The following is a 14,542-nucleotide window of genomic DNA, read 5'->3' on the forward strand; positions in this document are numbered from 1 at the left end:
TCGATGGCGTTCCGCGCGACCGTGCTGACCCTCTACCCGGAAATGTTTCCTGGCCATCTCGGCTACTCCCTTGCCGGCAAGGCAATCGAGCGTGGCCAGTGGTCGCTCGATACCGTGCAGATCCGCGATTTCACCACGGACAAGCACCGCACCGTCGATGACACGCCCGCCGGTGGCGGCGCCGGTATGGTGCTGAAGCCCGACGTTCTCGCCCGCGCCATCGATAGCGCCTGCGAAAATGACACCCGCCCGCGACTGCTGATGAGCCCGCGCGGCAAGCCGTTGACACAGGAGCGCGTGCGCGAACTCGCATCCGGCGACGGCGTTATCATCGTTTGCGGCCGCTTCGAGGGGGTGGATCAGCGTGTCATCGATGCACGCGAGCTCGAAGAAGTCTCGATCGGCGACTACGTGCTCTCGGGAGGCGAACCGGCGGCGTTGACCGTGCTCGATGCGATCGTCCGCATTCTACCCGGCGTCATGGGCAACGATCTTTCCGGATTGCATGAGAGCTTCGAAGGCGGCCTGCTGGAGCATCCGCACTATACCCGGCCGCAAGAATGGGAAGGCCGGGAAATTCCGGCGATCCTGACATCGGGGAACCACGGTGCGATCGACAAATGGCGCCGCGAGCAGGCACTTCAGCTGACCCGGGAACGGCGCCCGGACCTGCTGGAAGACTAGGAAATGCCCGGGCGAAGCCGGGCACTCGATCTTCAGGGTGGTCAGCTGGTGGCTCCGACCGCCGAGCCGCGCGCGCTCATGCGCAACACGTAGTAGACGAGGCCGCCAATGCCGACGCCGAAGAACCAGCCATAGGTCGCCCACCAATCCGGCAGGATTGACGTGAAGGTCGGTAGGATCGATGAGAACAGCGCACCGATCACGAAGGCGATGAAGGCATTCGTGTGCCAGCCGTTCTGGAAGCGGAACTCACCATTCTCCTGATAGAGGGCCGCAACGTTCAACTCGCCCTTCCGGATGAGATAGTAGTCCACCATCATGATCCCGAAGATCGGCCCCATCGTCGAACCGATGAAGTTGACGAAGTGCGCGGCACCCGTTTCCCACGGTGCGAACGGATAGAGCACCAGCGCAATCAGAGCAGCGATGTAACCGCCCCGCTTGAAGCTGATCTGCCGGGGGAAGACATTCGAGAAATCGAAAGCCGGCGAGACGAAGTTTGCAACCACGTTGATGCCAAGCGTTGCGACGGCGAAGGTCAGAGCCGCAAGCAGCGCCAGGAACCAGCTGTCGAATTTCGCCGAGATCGCCTCCGGATGCAGCAGCACTTCACCGTAGACGGTGAACGCAGCCGTGGTCGTGACGCCGGCGACGAGGCAGAAGGCGATAAGGTTGATCGGCAGACCCCAGAGATTGCCCTTGCGAAGCGTCTTGGTGTCCTTGGCATAGCGGGAGAAATCGCAGAAATTCAGGTAGAGAGCCGCGAAGTAGGTGATCCATGTCGCGGCAACCGCGGCAAGAGCCGGGAACGAGCCCGGTTCGCCCGGAATGCCCGCATCCTTCGTCTTCTCAAGCAGGACGTCGCGCGGGATCTCGGCTCCGAAGGAGAAGGTGCCTGCCTTGATGACAAGATAGACCGCCAGGACAAGCATCATCACCCAGACGGCCGGACCAGCCATATCCTGGAACTTGCGCACCGTCTCCATGCCACGCTGGATGATCAGGAGCTGCAGGGCCCAGACGACGACGAAGCATATGACCTCCAGCGTCGAATGGCTGAGCATGTGGCTATTCTGATGGAAGGCGAGCATGCTCTCGTTGCGGATCAGCAGGGCAACAATCGCGCCGGATGCCGCCGCCGTTTGCGCGCCGTACCAGAAGCAGGCGACGACCGCGCGCACGAGGGCCGGGGCATTGGCCCCGAACGTACCGAACGAGGCGCGGGCAAGAACCGGGAACGGCACCCCCGTCTTGACGCCGGCATTGCCGACGAGGCTCATGAGGAAGAAGATGACTAGCGATCCGATACCAATCGCGATCACGAAGTTGATGAAGCTGCCGCACAGCAGGAAAAGGCTCGCGGCAAGATAATAACCCCAGAGGCTGTGAACGTCCGAAGTCCACACATTGAAGATACTGAAGGCGCCCCACTTCCTCTCCTGAGCGGGCGCCAAGTCCTCGTTATATAACGAGGGCGACGGATTGCTTGTTGTCATTCATTCCCCTCCGAAACTGAAACGGATCACAATTTGACCCAAACGCGAATCTGCTCCCCTCTTGTGCATTTGACAAATATTTAATCAAATGAGTCACAGGCTTGGCATCGAGCAATGCTGGCAAAAGCCGCGTTTGGCGTTCGGCGCGGCGAAATTTCCAGCCCGAAGGGGTGACAAAGCCTGCGTAATAGGGTATCCGCACGCCCGGAATGGGAAATTTCCCATCAACCACGTAAAGAAAAACAGACGAATTCGCTCCTGCCCTCACCGGCAAATATCTGCGGCTTGACCAAGGATAGATCGCCAGAGCGCTCTGGCTGTTGAACCAACAAAGAGGTTGAGTCATGAATATCATTCAGCAGCTTGAGGCCGAACAGGTCGCCAAGATCGAAGCCCAGCGCACGCTTCCGGAATTCTCCCCGGGCGACACCGTTCGCGTCAACGTCCGCGTCAAGGAAGGCACCCGTACCCGCGTACAGGCCTACGAAGGCGTTTGCATCGCTCGCTCCGGCGGCGGTCTGCAGGAAAACTTCACGGTTCGCAAGATCTCCTACGGCGAAGGCGTCGAGCGCGTATTCCCGGTCTACTCCCCGGCTATCGAAAGCGTAGAAGTCGTTCGCCGCGGTAAGGTCCGTCGCGCCAAGCTCTACTACCTGCGCGACCGTCGCGGCAAGTCGGCTCGTATTGTCGAGAACACCGGCACCCGCGCCCGCAAGCTCAACGACGCCGAGCGTCAGGCCGTTGCTGAGGAAAAGGCACGCCTGGAAGCCGAAAAGATTGCAGCAGCTCAGGCGCTCGCAGCCGAGAAGGCAGCACAGGAAGCCGCAGAAGCCAAGGCAGCAGCAGAAGCTGCAGCCGCTGCGGAACCGGCAGCAGAATAAGTTCTGCGGCAACGCAAAAATCTTTGCACGGAAAGGCGGTCTTTGGGCCGCCTTTTCTGTTTTTGGATGCCTGCATACGGCAATGCTCTTGCCATCGGCTTTGCACCTATGACAGGTTTCGCGAGCTATGTTTCGGGGAGATATTCAATGCCGTTCCGCCGTACCGTCCTTGCTGGACTGACCGCTCTCATTCTGTCGCCACTGGCAGCCTTCGGCGCCGATCTTCCGAACCTTCAAGGCAAGTCGGTCGTCGTCGTTACCGAGAACGCCTACCCGCCTCTGCAGTTCGTCGATCCGAAGTCGGGCAAGGCGATCGGCTGGGAATATGATGCGATGAACGAGATCGCCAAGCGGTTGAATTTCAAGGTCGAGTACCAGAACACCAGCTGGGACGCGATGATCCAGGCCGTCTCGGACAACCAGTACAACATCGGCATGACCGGCATCACCATCAAGGATGATCGCAAGGCCAAGGTGGATTTCTCCGATCCCTACATGCGCTCGCAGCAGTTCATGCTGGTACGCGGAGACGAGAAACGCTTCACCGACGCCAAGACGTTCGGTGCCTTCAACGACGGCCTCGTCGGCGCACAGCCGGGTACCTCGCCTTTCTATACAGCCGTCTACGAGATTCTTGACGGCAACGAGCAGAACCCCCGCGTGAAGCTCTTCGAGACCTTCGGCGCCACCGTGCAGGCCCTCAAGGCGGGCGACGTCGACGTGGTGCTGACCGACAGCGTCGCTGCCAAGGGTTACGTCGATGCCTCGAACGGCGGCCTGAAGGTCATCGGCGGCCCGCTCGGCACCGAGGATTTCGGCTTCATCTTCCCGAAAGGCTCCGATCTGGTTGCGCCGGTGAATGCCGCGATCGCAAGCCTGAAGGCCGACGGCACCTTTGATGCCCTAAACAAGAAGTGGTTCCTCGACTACAAGATGGGCGAATGAACCTGTCTTCGGCTAACACGTGATGGCTCCTCAGCAAGCCCCTGGCGGGCATAGTAAGGGCGACTACCCCTGGTGGCTGGTCGCCCTTATCGTGATCGGCATCGTCCTTGCCGTCGTCATCATTACCAACGACATCTATGCGCAAGTCTTCCGCACCATCTTCAACGGCGTCGGCGTCACCATCTTCGTGACGTTGGTTGGATTCGCACTGGCGACCATCCTCGGCCTAGGCATAGCGCTGCTTGGGCTGTCGGACAGCGTCGCGCTCCGCCAGATCTCGCGCTTCTATATCGAGGTTATCCGCGGCGTGCCGATGCTGGTGCTGCTGTTCTATGTTGCCTTCGTCGGCGCCCCTGGCATGGTCGCCGCCTACAATTTTCTGACCACGCCGCTGGTCCGGGCCGGCTTGAGCGAGCCGGTGATGGTGCGGGACTTCTCGCTGATGTGGCGGGCGATCATCGCCCTGATGATCGGCTATTCCTCCTTCATCGCCGAGGTTTTCCGCGCCGGCATTCAGTCCGTCGATCATGGGCAGATCGAAGCGGCCAAAGCGCTCGGCCTGTCGCGCTATCACCGCTTCCGCTTCGTCGTCTTTCCGCAGGCGATCAGGGTGATCTTCCCGCCGCTGTCGAACGATTTCGTGGCGATGGTGAAGGACAGTTCGCTGGTCTCGGTACTCGGCGTTTCCGACATCACGCAGATGGGCAAGATCTACGCCTCCGGTTCGTTCCGCTTCTTTGAGACCTATTCGATCGTCACCTATATCTACCTCATCCTGACAATCGGTTTGTCGCTTGCCCTGAGGCAAGTGGAGAAACGGATGCGCGGCAGGGATCAGCGATAGCGGCTGAACGATTCGAATTGCCGCCGTCGCGAAAAATTGGTATGTGACAGCCCATGGAATCCAAGTTTAGTTGCATTGGGGCGCATGTTTTCGTGCTGCAGGATCATTACCGCCTGCCGGCACGCTTCTTTGCGGCCGTTTCCGGTGCACTCAACAGCCGACTTCGTTGATCGAACGACGGCGCGGCGGACCTGTCCGTCACCAGCTCCATTTCTCCTTATGCATCCAAAAAAACGGACCTACCGCCATGAGCGCACCGCGTACCCTTTACGATAAGATCTGGGACGACCATCTGGTCGATCAACAGGGCGATGGCACCTGTCTTCTCTACATCGACCGCCACCTGGTCCACGAAGTTACCTCGCCGCAGGCCTTCGAAGGCCTGCGGATGACCGGCCGCAAGGTTCGTGCGCCTGAAAAGACACTGGCTGTCGTCGACCACAACGTTCCGACCTCGCCGGATCGTCATCTCGGCATCAAGAACGAGGAAAGTCGCATCCAGGTCGAGCAGCTGGCCATCAACGCCGCTGAATTCAACGTCGAATACTACTCGGAGAACGACAAGCGCCAGGGGATCGTCCACATCATCGGACCGGAACAGGGCTTCACCCTGCCGGGGATGACGATCGTCTGCGGCGACAGCCACACCTCGACGCACGGCGCCTTCGGCTCGCTTGCACATGGCATCGGCACCTCTGAGGTCGAGCACGTGCTCGCAACCCAGACGCTCATCCAGAAGAAGGCGAAGAACATGCTGGTGCAGGTCGACGGCCAGCTGCCTGCTGGCGTCACTGCCAAGGACATCGTTCTCGCCATCATCGGCGAAATCGGCACGGCCGGCGGCACCGGCTACGTCATCGAGTATGCCGGCGAAGCCATTCGCGCGCTGTCGATGGAAGGCCGCATGACGATCTGCAACATGTCGATCGAAGGCGGCGCCCGCGCCGGCCTGATCGCGCCTGACGACATCACCTTTGAGTACATCAAGGGCAAGCCGCGTGCGCCGAAGGGCGAGACGCTGGAGCAGGCTATCGCTTACTGGAAGACCCTGAAGTCAGACGAGGGCGCGCATTTCGACCGGGTTGTGAAGCTCAACGCCGCCGAGCTGCCCCCGATCGTTTCCTGGGGCTCCTCGCCGGAGGATGTCATTTCCGTTCAGGGCGTCGTTCCGAACCCGGACGAAATCCCGGAAGAGACGAAGCGCGCTTCCAAATGGCGTGCGCTTGACTACATGGGCCTGAAGCCCGGCACCCCGATCACCGAGATCAACATCGACCGTGTCTTCATCGGTTCCTGCACCAACGGCCGCATCGAGGATCTGCGCGCCGTTGCCAAGGTCGTCGAAGGCAAGACCGTTGCCTCGACCGTCAATGCCATGATCGTTCCAGGCTCCGGCCTCGTGAAGGAACAGGCAGAGCAGGAAGGCCTCGACAAGATCTTCAAGGCCGCCGGCTTCGACTGGCGCGAGCCGGGCTGCTCCATGTGCCTGGCCATGAACGACGACCGCCTGAAGCCCGGCGAACGCTGCGCCTCGACCTCGAACCGCAACTTCGAAGGCCGTCAGGGCTTCAAGGGTCGGACGCACCTCGTCTCGCCGGCAATGGCCGCCGCTGCCGCGATCGCCGGCCACTTCGTCGACATTCGCGAGTGGAACTAACAATGGATAGCCTCCCTCTCGCAGACGAGGGGGAGGTTATCCCAGCACACGCCGGACGTATTCGGTGAGACAATAGCCGCGTTCGACCCCGGGCTCCTTTTGGATGAGCAACATGAACGCCGCAAAGTCGACCGCGAAACGACGCCTCCTGCTTCTTCGCCACGCCAAATCCGCGTGGCCTTCCAATGTCGCGGACCACGATCGCCCGCTTGCCGGTCGAGGCGAGAAGGCGGCACCGCTGATGGGCCGCTATCTCGCTCATGAAAGACTTATTCCCGATCTGGTGCTCGTGTCGTCCGCTCGCCGCACGCAGGAGACTTGGGAACTCCTCGCCAAGAAGCTTCCATCCTCGATCACAAAGCAGGATGCGGACGATTTGTACGAAGCGTCCGCGGGGAAAATCGCTGCCGTCATGCAGACCATCGGCCCGCAGGTTCGAACGCTCATGCTGATAGGGCACAATCCGGGATTTCAGGATCTCGCAGACGGTCTGATCGGCGGAGGCGATCCGGAGGCATGCGCTCGCATCAGAGAGAAATTCCCGACGGCCGCACTCGCCGTCATCGATTTCGATGCCGATCGCTGGAAGGATCTGAAGCCGAGAAGCGGCATGCTGGAACGGTTCATCACGCCGCGCTCACTTGGCTGACTGCCAAGGCGGTATCTCCCCTGTCTCGAAGCGGAGAAGGAAGAGCGAAGTTCCGATCAGAAGTTGGCCGTGTACGGATCCGGCCCCATACGGGCGCCCTTGTCGTCAAGCTTGGCAATCGCCGCCATGTCGGCCGCATCGAGCTTGAAATCGAAGACCTTGAAATTCTCCTCGATGCGCGACGGCGTCACCGACTTCGGAATGACGACGAGGCCGCTGTCGATATGCCAGCGGATGATGACCTGCGCGGGCGTCTTCCCGTGCTTCTTGGCGATATCGGCAATCGTCGGATCGGCGATCAACTTGCCCTGACCGAGCGGGCTCCAGGATTCGGTGACGATGTTCAGCTTCCTGTGTGCTTCCTGGGCCGCCTTCTGCTGGAAATCGGGATGCAGCTCGATCTGGTTGATGACGGGAACGACGCCCGTGTCACCGATGATCTGTTCGAGATGATCCGGATAGAAGTTCGAAACGCCGATGGAACGGGCGCGGCCTTCTTCCCTGATCTTCACGAAAGCCTTCCAGGTTTCGCGATACAGCCCACGGTGCGGCGATGGCCAGTGGATGAGGTAGAGATCGACATACTCGGTGCCGAGCTTCTTCAGGCTGCCCTCGAACGCGCGCATGGTCGCGTCGTAGCCTTGGTCGGTATTGCGAAGCTTGGTGGTGACGAAAATGTCCTTGCGATCGAGACCGGACGAGCGGATGCCTTCGCCAACACCTTCCTCGTTGTCATAGCCGGAAGCCGTGTCGATGTGACGATAGCCGGCGGCAATGGCCGTACGCACCGTCGATGCTGCGATGTCCTGGGGCGTCTGCCAAACACCGAGGCCGACCTGGGGAATGGAATGTCCGTCATGGAAAGTGATGATGGGTTGCTGTGCCACAATATGTCTCCGGAAGTTTAAAGAATTGCACGGGCGTGATTGAACCCGCGTCCGTTGCGGATTTCCCTGCGCGCATTTCAGCCGGTGCGCCGGTCGGAAGGCATATAGGTCAGCAGGGCTGGTTTATCACCCCCGCGGATCAAAGAACGCGAACGACTGTGCCCTTGCGCATGAAGGGCAGAAGGCGCCGCATATCGCGCGGATGAACCGCCACACATCCCGCGGTCGGCTCGTAGCCGGGCTTGATCAGATGCAAGAAGATTGCCGAGCCGCGATTTCGCGTCCGCGACGTGATATTCCAGTCCATGACGAGGCAGACGTCATAGAGCCCGTCCTTGCGCTTCATTTCCTCGTGGCTCGGCCGAAACGGTGCTCTGACGAGCCTGTTGTAATTCGCATTCTCGGGCTGGTCGCACCAAAGCATATCGCCACGAATGCGGCGAACCGCAAGTGGCGTCTCAAGGCGTATGGGTCGGTCGCCGCGTCGGAAGCCGGAAAGCAGCGTCATCGAGGCTATGGGGGTGGCACCATCTCCCTCGCGCTTGAGAACCGTTCGGCCGGAGCGACCGATTGCGGCAGGCACGGTAATCGTGCCGAACTGGATCAAAGCCCTGCTTTTTTTTCCCGGCGCAGGACGAACGAGGAGGGTCGTCGACTTTATCGGTCTCGGACGCCTTGTTTTCTCCATTTTTCTCACATGTGGTTGCGATTGCTAGGACAACGATTGAAATCATATAGCATCGTATACGACAACAGCTCGGTCGCCCGATCTTTGCCAATGGTAGAAAATTGGCGTAGGAATGAGGGACCGCAGGCGAGGGATAGAGCCGCATGACCGCACGCACCATTCTCTTGGTGGATGATGATGACGACCTCCGCGAGACACTCACGGAGCAGCTTTCTCTCTATGACGAGTTCACGGTCCTTCAGGAAATGACGGCGGCCAAGGGCGTCGAGCGCGCGCGATCAACGCCGATCGACCTGCTCATCATGGATGTGGGCCTGCCTGACATGGACGGCCGCGAGGCTGTAAAGTTGCTGCGCAAGGGCGGACTGAAATCCCCGATCATCATGCTGACCGGCCATGACACAGACTCGGATACGATCCTTGGCTTGGAGGCCGGCGCCAACGACTACATCACCAAGCCATTCCGCTTTGCGGTCCTGCTTGCCCGCATCCGCGTACAGCTGCGACAGCATGAGCAAAGCGAGGATGCTACCTTCAATGTCGGCCCCTACGTCTTCAAGCCGAGCCAGAAGCTCCTCACGATGGACAGCGGCCAAAAGATCCGCCTGACCGAGAAGGAAGCGGCGATCATTCGCTACCTCTATCGCGCGGAACAAAAGGTCGTCACCCGTGACGTGCTGCTTGAAGAGGTATGGGGTTATAATTCTGGCGTGACGACGCACACGCTGGAAACCCATGTCTATCGGCTGCGCCAGAAGATTGAACGCGATCCCTCCAATGCCGAGATTCTGGTAACGGAAAACGGCGGTTACAAGATCATACCGTAAGATGGCACTGAACGATGACATCCGGCTGCTGTCGCAGCTTCCGCTGTTCCACGGCATGTCCGAGGATCAGTTGCGGCTGATCGCCTTCGGCGCGGATAGACGCGTCATTTCAGCCGGCCAGATGCTCTTTCGGGAAGGCTCGCCGGCGGAAAGCGCCTATGTCATCCTCGGTGGCGGCGTCGAACTCAGCCGGATGGGTCGCGATGGCCAGCCCGAAATTCAGAGCACCGTCGGACCTGGTACGCTTCTGTCCGAACTTGCGTTGATCACGTTGGTCGAGCGCAAGTTTACGGCGATTGCAACGGAAGACACGAGTATTATCCGCATCACCCGCTCGCTCTTCCATCGGCTGATCGAGGAGTATCCGGATGCCGCCCGACTGATCGAGCATCGCATCCGCGACAACATCGCGGAGCTCGCGGCCAAAGCCGCTGCCCAACTTCACCGCTTTGTCTGATAGATCAGAGATTGAAGTGCGCCGTGACCGGCACATGGTCGGACGGCCGTTCCCAGCCGCGGGCTTCCTTCAGGATTTCGATGCGCTGCAGGTGCGGTCCAAGGTCTTTTGAGGACCATATATGGTCAAGGCGGCGACCGCGGCCAGCCGCTTCCCAGTCCTTGGCGCGATAGCTCCACCATGTATAGAGCTTTTCGTTTTCCGGGACGTGCTGCCGCATCAGGTCGAGCCAGGCGCCACGTTGCATCACTTCGAGAAGACCTTCGGTCTCCACAGGCGTGTGGCTGACGATCTTGAGCAGCTGCTTGTGTGACCAGACGTCGTGCTCGAGGGGAGCAATGTTAAGGTCGCCGACAAGGATTGCCGAGGTGTTCGCCTCGCTATCTGCATTGAGTTGTTTCATTTCCTCGACGAAATCGAGCTTGTGGCCGAATTTCGGATTGATCGTCCGATCCGGTTCGTCGCCGCCGGCTGGCACGTAGAAGTTATGCAGGCGAATACGCCGGCTACCGCGCTCGAAGACGGCCGAGATGTGTCGCGCGTCACCGACGTTGCAATAGTCCTGGCGGTGGTCCTCGACCAGCGGGAAACGCGACGCGATGGCAACGCCGTGATAGCCCTTCTGGCCATGGACAATGATATGTTCGTAGCCCATTGCGCGCAACGGCGAGGCAGGAAACAGGTCGTTCGGAACCTTCGTTTCCTGGAGGCAGAGGATGTCTGGCTTATGCTTGAGGACGAATTGCTCGACGATCGGCATGCGCAGCCGCAGAGAATTGATATTCCAAGTCGTAACCGAGAAGCCCATTCGAACGCCTTTCAAAACCGGACAAACTGGCTTTAGAGCAAAGGCTGTGCCGATGGAACGGATGCGCGCAAAGAAAAACGCCCCGCGGGATCGCAGGACGTTCTTCTCGTAAAACAGCAGACATCAATCTCGGTAAGCGGCCGTTCCCGGGATCACCTCGTACGGCACCCTGAACACCTTGTCGTCGAACTGGACGCCGGTCTTGACGTTGAAGACCATGACCGAGGTGTCCTTGCCCTGGTTGTCGGTGATCGTCCACTGGCGAAGATCGTAGGTCTTCGGATCGAACATCATCGTAATCGTCGAGTTACCAAAAACCGTGTTGTTGCCGAGAGCGATTGTCGTCAGGTCGGATTCCTGCTTGACGCTCTTCACCGAACCGGACGACAAATCGATACGCTGCGCCAGCAGCAGACTGAGAGGCGTCTTGGAGAGCGGATACAGATCCCACGTCTTGAGCTTCATATTCCCGACAGCCACGTTCTTTCCGTCAGCAATGACGCGGATCGGCGACGGGTTGTCATAGTTGAAACGCAGCTTACCGGGGCGCTGGATGTAGAACTTTCCGCCCGTCTGCTCGCCGCGCGGGCCGAATTGAACGAATTCGCCCTGCATCGTGGCGACACTCGAGAAGTGGTCCGCGATCGCCTGTGCTGTAGCGTTGTTGGAAGCAGCGGATGCCGCCTGGGCATAGGCAGCGATCGGAATCGCAGACGCCGCAGCGACCGCCAGCGTACCCAAAAGATGGCGCCGGGTCAGCGAGATGCGGTCCAGGATGGGATCGGAGTTGTTCATCTATGTCTCCTTTATGCAATTTGAATGCTGCGGAAACGCGGCGCCTTCATGGCGTAGCTCGCAGACCTGCATAAACTAACGGTTTCGAGGCAATCAGGTTTCCGTGAAGACGGCGTCATTCAATTGCTGCCGACTTCAGCGGTCAAGAATATCGCCTTCGGTCGGAACCAGGATCTCGCGTTTACCAGCATGGTTGGCGGGGCCGATGATGCCTTCCTGCTCCATCCGCTCGATCAGTGATGCGGCGCGGTTATACCCAATGCCAAGTCTGCGCTGAATATACGACGTTGACGCCTTTCCGTCACGCAGAACGATGGCGACGGCCTGATCATACGGATCGTCGGAATCGGAGAGATTGGACGTCCCGGCTGGACCACCACTGTAATCGCCATCCTCGTCCTCATCGGCCGTGATGGCGTCAAGGTACTGCGGCGCGCCTTGCGTCTTCAGATAAGAGACGATCTCTTCCACTTCCATGTCGGCAACGAACGGGCCGTGGACACGCTGAATGCGTCCGCCCCCGGCCATGTAAAGCATATCGCCCATGCCGAGCAGCTGCTCTGCGCCCTGTTCACCGAGGATGGTGCGGCTGTCGATCTTTGACGTCACCTGGAAGGAGATGCGCGTCGGGAAGTTCGCCTTGATCGTACCCGTGATGACGTCGACGGACGGACGCTGCGTCGCCATGATAACATGGATGCCGGCAGCGCGCGCCATCTGCGCCAGGCGCTGCACCGCGCCTTCAATGTCCTTGCCCGCGACCATCATCAGGTCAGCCATCTCGTCAATGATGACGACGATATAAGGCATCGGCTGCAGGTCGAATTCCTCCGTCTCGTACATTGCCTCGCCCGTATGGCGGTCGAAGCCTGTCTGGACGGTTCGCGAGATCACGTCACCCTTGGCGAGCGCCTGTTCGACGCGGCTGTTGAAGCCGTCGATGTTGCGGACGCCGATCTTGGACATCTTCTTGTAGCGCTCTTCCATCTCGCGGACGGTCCACTTGAGCGCAACGACAGCCTTCTTGGGATCCGTCACGACGGGCGAGAGAAGGTGCGGAATGCCGTCATAGACCGACAATTCGAGCATCTTCGGATCGATCATGATCAGGCGGCACTGCTCGGGCGTCATACGATAGAGCAGGGACAGGATCATCGTGTTGATGGCGACCGATTTGCCGGAACCGGTGGTACCGGCGACCAGCAGGTGCGGCATCTTCGCAAGGTCGGCGATGACAGCCTCGCCGCCGATGGTCTTGCCGAGCGCCATGGCGAGTTTCGCCTTCGAGCCTTCGAAGTCGCGGGAGGCAATGAGCTCGCGCAGATAGACGGTCTCGCGCGTCGAGTTCGGGAGTTCGATACCGATCGCGTTGCGGCCTGGCACGACTGCGACGCGGGCAGCGATCGCGCTCATCGAACGGGCGATATCGTCGGCAAGGCCGATGACGCGGGACGATTTGATGCCCGGCGCAGGTTCCAGTTCGTAAAGCGTCACGACGGGACCTGGGCGAACATGGATAATCTCGCCCTTGACGCCGAAATCCTCGAGCACGCCTTCGAGCATGCGCGCATTCTGTTCCAGGGCATCAGCAGACAGCGTCGAATCACGCACGACATTCTTCGGTTCGGCGAGCAGGTGCATCGACGGAAGCTGGAAGCCTTCGGGACGAATGAACGATCCCTGCTGTTCGTGTTCGACGCGGGCACCGGGTTTGGGCCGCGCCGCAGGCTGCACGACGCGCGGCTCCGCGCGCCCGGTCGGCTTGGCTGGGGCACGCATCATCCAGTCGTCGTCATCGGGCAGGATATCGGCCGGACGCGGCGGCATATCGTCGAACGGCAGATCGTCGTCATCCTCGTCATCATTAAGCGAAATGGATGGCGCAGAAACAACACGGCGCTGCGAGGCGGCGCGCGTGTCCATTGATGGTTCCATGCGCTCTCCGCGCGCGACCGGCGCCTTTGCGCGGACCGGCTCGTTCAGCTTGCCAAACTCGTCATCATTGAAATCGTAAGGCGACTCGAAATCGCTCTGCCGACGCTTGCGGGGGCCCATGCCGAGCAGGCGTCGCATCCGAGCCTGGCTCATGTACCAGGCGTGCGTCAGCGCACCGAAGGCAAGCCAGCCACCGTCATCGTCATCCTCGTCTTCATCGCCCACCGAACGCAGCTTCGAGCGAGTGTTTGCGTATTCCGCCTCTGCCTCGTCCTCTTCATCCTCGCTGCGACCGACGATACCGGCGGCAAACAGCATCATCCACACTGTCGGGACAGCAAACACGCAGCCGACCGCCGTCGCGAAGGCACCCGTCGGATAGGCGCCAACAAACAGCGCAGGAAACCGCAGGATCATATCGCCGATGACGCCGCCGATGCCATTCGGGATTGGCCAGGTGAGCGGCGGCGGGAAGCAACCGATGACGGCCGAGGAGAGCACGGAACCGAGGCCCCAGGCGGCGGCTCGCGCCGGAATACGGCTGAAACGGCGGCCTGAGATCAATGCGAGCGCCCAAGCCACGACCGGCAAAAGCGCGACGACACTGGCAAGGCCGAAGAATTGCATGGCGATGTCGGCGAAAGCGGCGCCGCTGTAGCCCAGAATGTTGCTCGGTTCGTTCCCGGTCGCATAGGAATAGCTCGGGTCCGCGACGTTCCAGGTCGCGAGCGCTGCGACTGCCAATGCGAGCAGCAGGAAGATCGCGAAGCCAAAAAGCGTCTGCGCCTGCCGGAACATGAAACCCGAAAGGGAAAAACGGTCCGGCCGGCCATCCATTGCTGGCGATGTGCTTCTTGCCATATGTGTACCCGTCCAATGCGTGAGAGCGTGTGAATCGCCAGGCGGCTGCGCTCAGTGCCTGCGCCCCACCTAATCAGAGGACGGTTAAAGCGGTATTAACCATGCCGTCCCCACATCTTGCACCAGAA

At 60.1% G+C, this 14,542-nt stretch carries 15 protein-coding genes; 8 read left to right on the plus strand and 7 right to left on the minus strand.

Annotated features, from left to right (window positions below; genetic code table 11):
- Positions 1 to 3: 3 nt before the first annotated feature.
- Complete coding sequence (gene trmD, locus LPU83_RS58095) at positions 4 to 684, plus strand: tRNA (guanosine(37)-N1)-methyltransferase TrmD (protein WP_024315323.1); 681 nt, start codon at positions 4 to 6, stop codon at positions 682 to 684.
- Positions 685 to 725: 41 nt separating this feature from the next.
- Here trmD and LPU83_RS58100 read toward each other — a convergent pair whose 3' ends face one another.
- Together LPU83_RS58100 and LPU83_RS72830 are read right to left on the minus strand one after the other, a co-directional pair.
- Entirely contained in the window at positions 726 to 2,180 is a 1,455-nt protein-coding gene (locus LPU83_RS58100) for an NCS1 family nucleobase:cation symporter-1 (RefSeq protein WP_024315324.1), read from the minus strand.
- The gene (locus LPU83_RS72830) at positions 2,146 to 2,526 is read right to left on the minus strand and encodes a hypothetical protein (protein WP_141652559.1); all 381 of its coding nucleotides are present in this window, start codon (positions 2,524 to 2,526) and stop codon (positions 2,146 to 2,148) included. The genes LPU83_RS58100 and LPU83_RS72830 overlap by 35 nt, the downstream gene beginning before the upstream one ends.
- Here LPU83_RS72830 and rplS point away from each other — a divergent pair.
- The 5 genes from rplS (at position 2,525) to LPU83_RS58130 (ending at position 7,156) form a co-directional block, all read left to right on the plus strand.
- Positions 2,525 to 3,061: a 50S ribosomal protein L19 gene (gene rplS / locus LPU83_RS58105; protein ID WP_024315325.1), complete on the plus strand. Its 537-nt coding sequence runs from the start codon at positions 2,525 to 2,527 to the stop codon at positions 3,059 to 3,061. The two genes, LPU83_RS72830 and rplS, sit on opposite strands and share 2 nt — an antisense overlap.
- A gap of 147 nt (positions 3,062 to 3,208) precedes the next feature.
- Positions 3,209 to 4,006: a transporter substrate-binding domain-containing protein gene (locus LPU83_RS58110; RefSeq protein WP_037070382.1), complete on the plus strand. Its 798-nt coding sequence runs from the start codon at positions 3,209 to 3,211 to the stop codon at positions 4,004 to 4,006.
- A gap of 22 nt (positions 4,007 to 4,028) precedes the next feature.
- Positions 4,029 to 4,850: an amino acid ABC transporter permease gene (locus LPU83_RS58115; RefSeq protein WP_024315327.1), complete on the plus strand. Its 822-nt coding sequence runs from the start codon at positions 4,029 to 4,031 to the stop codon at positions 4,848 to 4,850.
- A 247-nt stretch (positions 4,851 to 5,097) separates the two neighbouring features.
- Positions 5,098 to 6,507, plus strand: coding sequence for a 3-isopropylmalate dehydratase large subunit (gene leuC, locus LPU83_RS58125; protein WP_024315328.1), 1,410 nt, complete (start codon positions 5,098 to 5,100; stop codon positions 6,505 to 6,507).
- Positions 6,508 to 6,619: 112 nt separating this feature from the next.
- Positions 6,620 to 7,156 carry a SixA phosphatase family protein gene (locus LPU83_RS58130; protein WP_024315329.1) on the plus strand — a complete coding sequence of 179 codons (537 nt, stop codon included), beginning with the start codon at positions 6,620 to 6,622 and terminating at the stop codon, positions 7,154 to 7,156.
- A gap of 56 nt (positions 7,157 to 7,212) precedes the next feature.
- Here LPU83_RS58130 and LPU83_RS58135 read toward each other — a convergent pair whose 3' ends face one another.
- Positions 7,213 to 8,043, minus strand: a complete 831-nt coding sequence (locus LPU83_RS58135) for an aldo/keto reductase (RefSeq protein WP_024315330.1) — start codon at positions 8,041 to 8,043, stop codon at positions 7,213 to 7,215.
- Positions 8,044 to 8,182: 139 nt separating this feature from the next.
- On the minus strand, positions 8,183 to 8,731 hold the full coding sequence (locus LPU83_RS58140; RefSeq protein ID WP_082321244.1) for a L,D-transpeptidase family protein: 549 nt from the start codon (positions 8,729 to 8,731) through the stop codon (positions 8,183 to 8,185).
- A 143-nt stretch (positions 8,732 to 8,874) separates the two neighbouring features.
- Between LPU83_RS58140 and LPU83_RS58145 the strand changes: the two genes are divergently transcribed.
- Both LPU83_RS58145 and LPU83_RS58150 read left to right on the plus strand, forming a co-directional pair.
- Complete coding sequence (locus LPU83_RS58145; protein ID WP_024315332.1) at positions 8,875 to 9,558, plus strand: response regulator transcription factor; 684 nt, start codon at positions 8,875 to 8,877, stop codon at positions 9,556 to 9,558.
- A 1-nt stretch (position 9,559) separates the two neighbouring features.
- Positions 9,560 to 10,015 carry a cyclic nucleotide-binding domain-containing protein gene (locus tag LPU83_RS58150; RefSeq protein ID WP_024315333.1) on the plus strand — a complete coding sequence of 152 codons (456 nt, stop codon included), beginning with the start codon at positions 9,560 to 9,562 and terminating at the stop codon, positions 10,013 to 10,015.
- 4 nt (positions 10,016 to 10,019) lie between these two features.
- On the opposite strand, the gene xth is transcribed toward LPU83_RS58150, so the two are convergent.
- The 3 genes from xth to LPU83_RS58165 all read right to left on the minus strand — a co-directional run bounded on the left by xth (position 10,020) and on the right by LPU83_RS58165 (position 14,414).
- On the minus strand, positions 10,020 to 10,823 hold the full coding sequence (xth, locus tag LPU83_RS58155; protein ID WP_024315334.1) for an exodeoxyribonuclease III: 804 nt from the start codon (positions 10,821 to 10,823) through the stop codon (positions 10,020 to 10,022).
- A gap of 123 nt (positions 10,824 to 10,946) precedes the next feature.
- Positions 10,947 to 11,618 carry an outer membrane lipoprotein carrier protein LolA gene (locus tag LPU83_RS58160; protein ID WP_024315335.1) on the minus strand — a complete coding sequence of 224 codons (672 nt, stop codon included), beginning with the start codon at positions 11,616 to 11,618 and terminating at the stop codon, positions 10,947 to 10,949.
- Positions 11,619 to 11,753: 135 nt separating this feature from the next.
- Positions 11,754 to 14,414 carry an FtsK/SpoIIIE family DNA translocase gene (locus LPU83_RS58165; RefSeq protein ID WP_024315336.1) on the minus strand — a complete coding sequence of 887 codons (2,661 nt, stop codon included), beginning with the start codon at positions 14,412 to 14,414 and terminating at the stop codon, positions 11,754 to 11,756.
- Positions 14,415 to 14,542: the final 128 nt, after the last annotated feature.

It is taken from the genome of Rhizobium favelukesii (assembly GCF_000577275.2).
Taxonomy (GTDB): domain Bacteria; phylum Pseudomonadota; class Alphaproteobacteria; order Rhizobiales; family Rhizobiaceae; genus Rhizobium; species Rhizobium favelukesii.

Coding starts and splice junctions, on each gene's coding strand:
- trmD (WP_024315323.1), top strand. CDS start 4: ATGGCGTTCCGCGCGACCGTGCTGACCCTCTACCCGGAAATGTTTCCT.
- LPU83_RS58100 (WP_024315324.1), bottom strand. CDS start 2,180: ATGACAACAAGCAATCCGTCGCCCTCGTTATATAACGAGGACTTGGCG.
- rplS (WP_024315325.1), top strand. CDS start 2,525: ATGAATATCATTCAGCAGCTTGAGGCCGAACAGGTCGCCAAGATCGAA.
- LPU83_RS72830 (WP_141652559.1), bottom strand. CDS start 2,526: ATGACTCAACCTCTTTGTTGGTTCAACAGCCAGAGCGCTCTGGCGATC.
- LPU83_RS58110 (WP_037070382.1), top strand. CDS start 3,209: ATGCCGTTCCGCCGTACCGTCCTTGCTGGACTGACCGCTCTCATTCTG.
- LPU83_RS58115 (WP_024315327.1), top strand. CDS start 4,029: ATGGCTCCTCAGCAAGCCCCTGGCGGGCATAGTAAGGGCGACTACCCC.
- leuC (WP_024315328.1), top strand. CDS start 5,098: ATGAGCGCACCGCGTACCCTTTACGATAAGATCTGGGACGACCATCTG.
- LPU83_RS58130 (WP_024315329.1), top strand. CDS start 6,620: ATGAACGCCGCAAAGTCGACCGCGAAACGACGCCTCCTGCTTCTTCGC.
- LPU83_RS58140 (WP_082321244.1), bottom strand. CDS start 8,731: ATGGAGAAAACAAGGCGTCCGAGACCGATAAAGTCGACGACCCTCCTC.
- LPU83_RS58145 (WP_024315332.1), top strand. CDS start 8,875: ATGACCGCACGCACCATTCTCTTGGTGGATGATGATGACGACCTCCGC.
- LPU83_RS58150 (WP_024315333.1), top strand. CDS start 9,560: ATGGCACTGAACGATGACATCCGGCTGCTGTCGCAGCTTCCGCTGTTC.
- xth (WP_024315334.1), bottom strand. CDS start 10,823: ATGGGCTTCTCGGTTACGACTTGGAATATCAATTCTCTGCGGCTGCGC.
- LPU83_RS58160 (WP_024315335.1), bottom strand. CDS start 11,618: ATGAACAACTCCGATCCCATCCTGGACCGCATCTCGCTGACCCGGCGC.
- LPU83_RS58165 (WP_024315336.1), bottom strand. CDS start 14,414: ATGGCAAGAAGCACATCGCCAGCAATGGATGGCCGGCCGGACCGTTTT.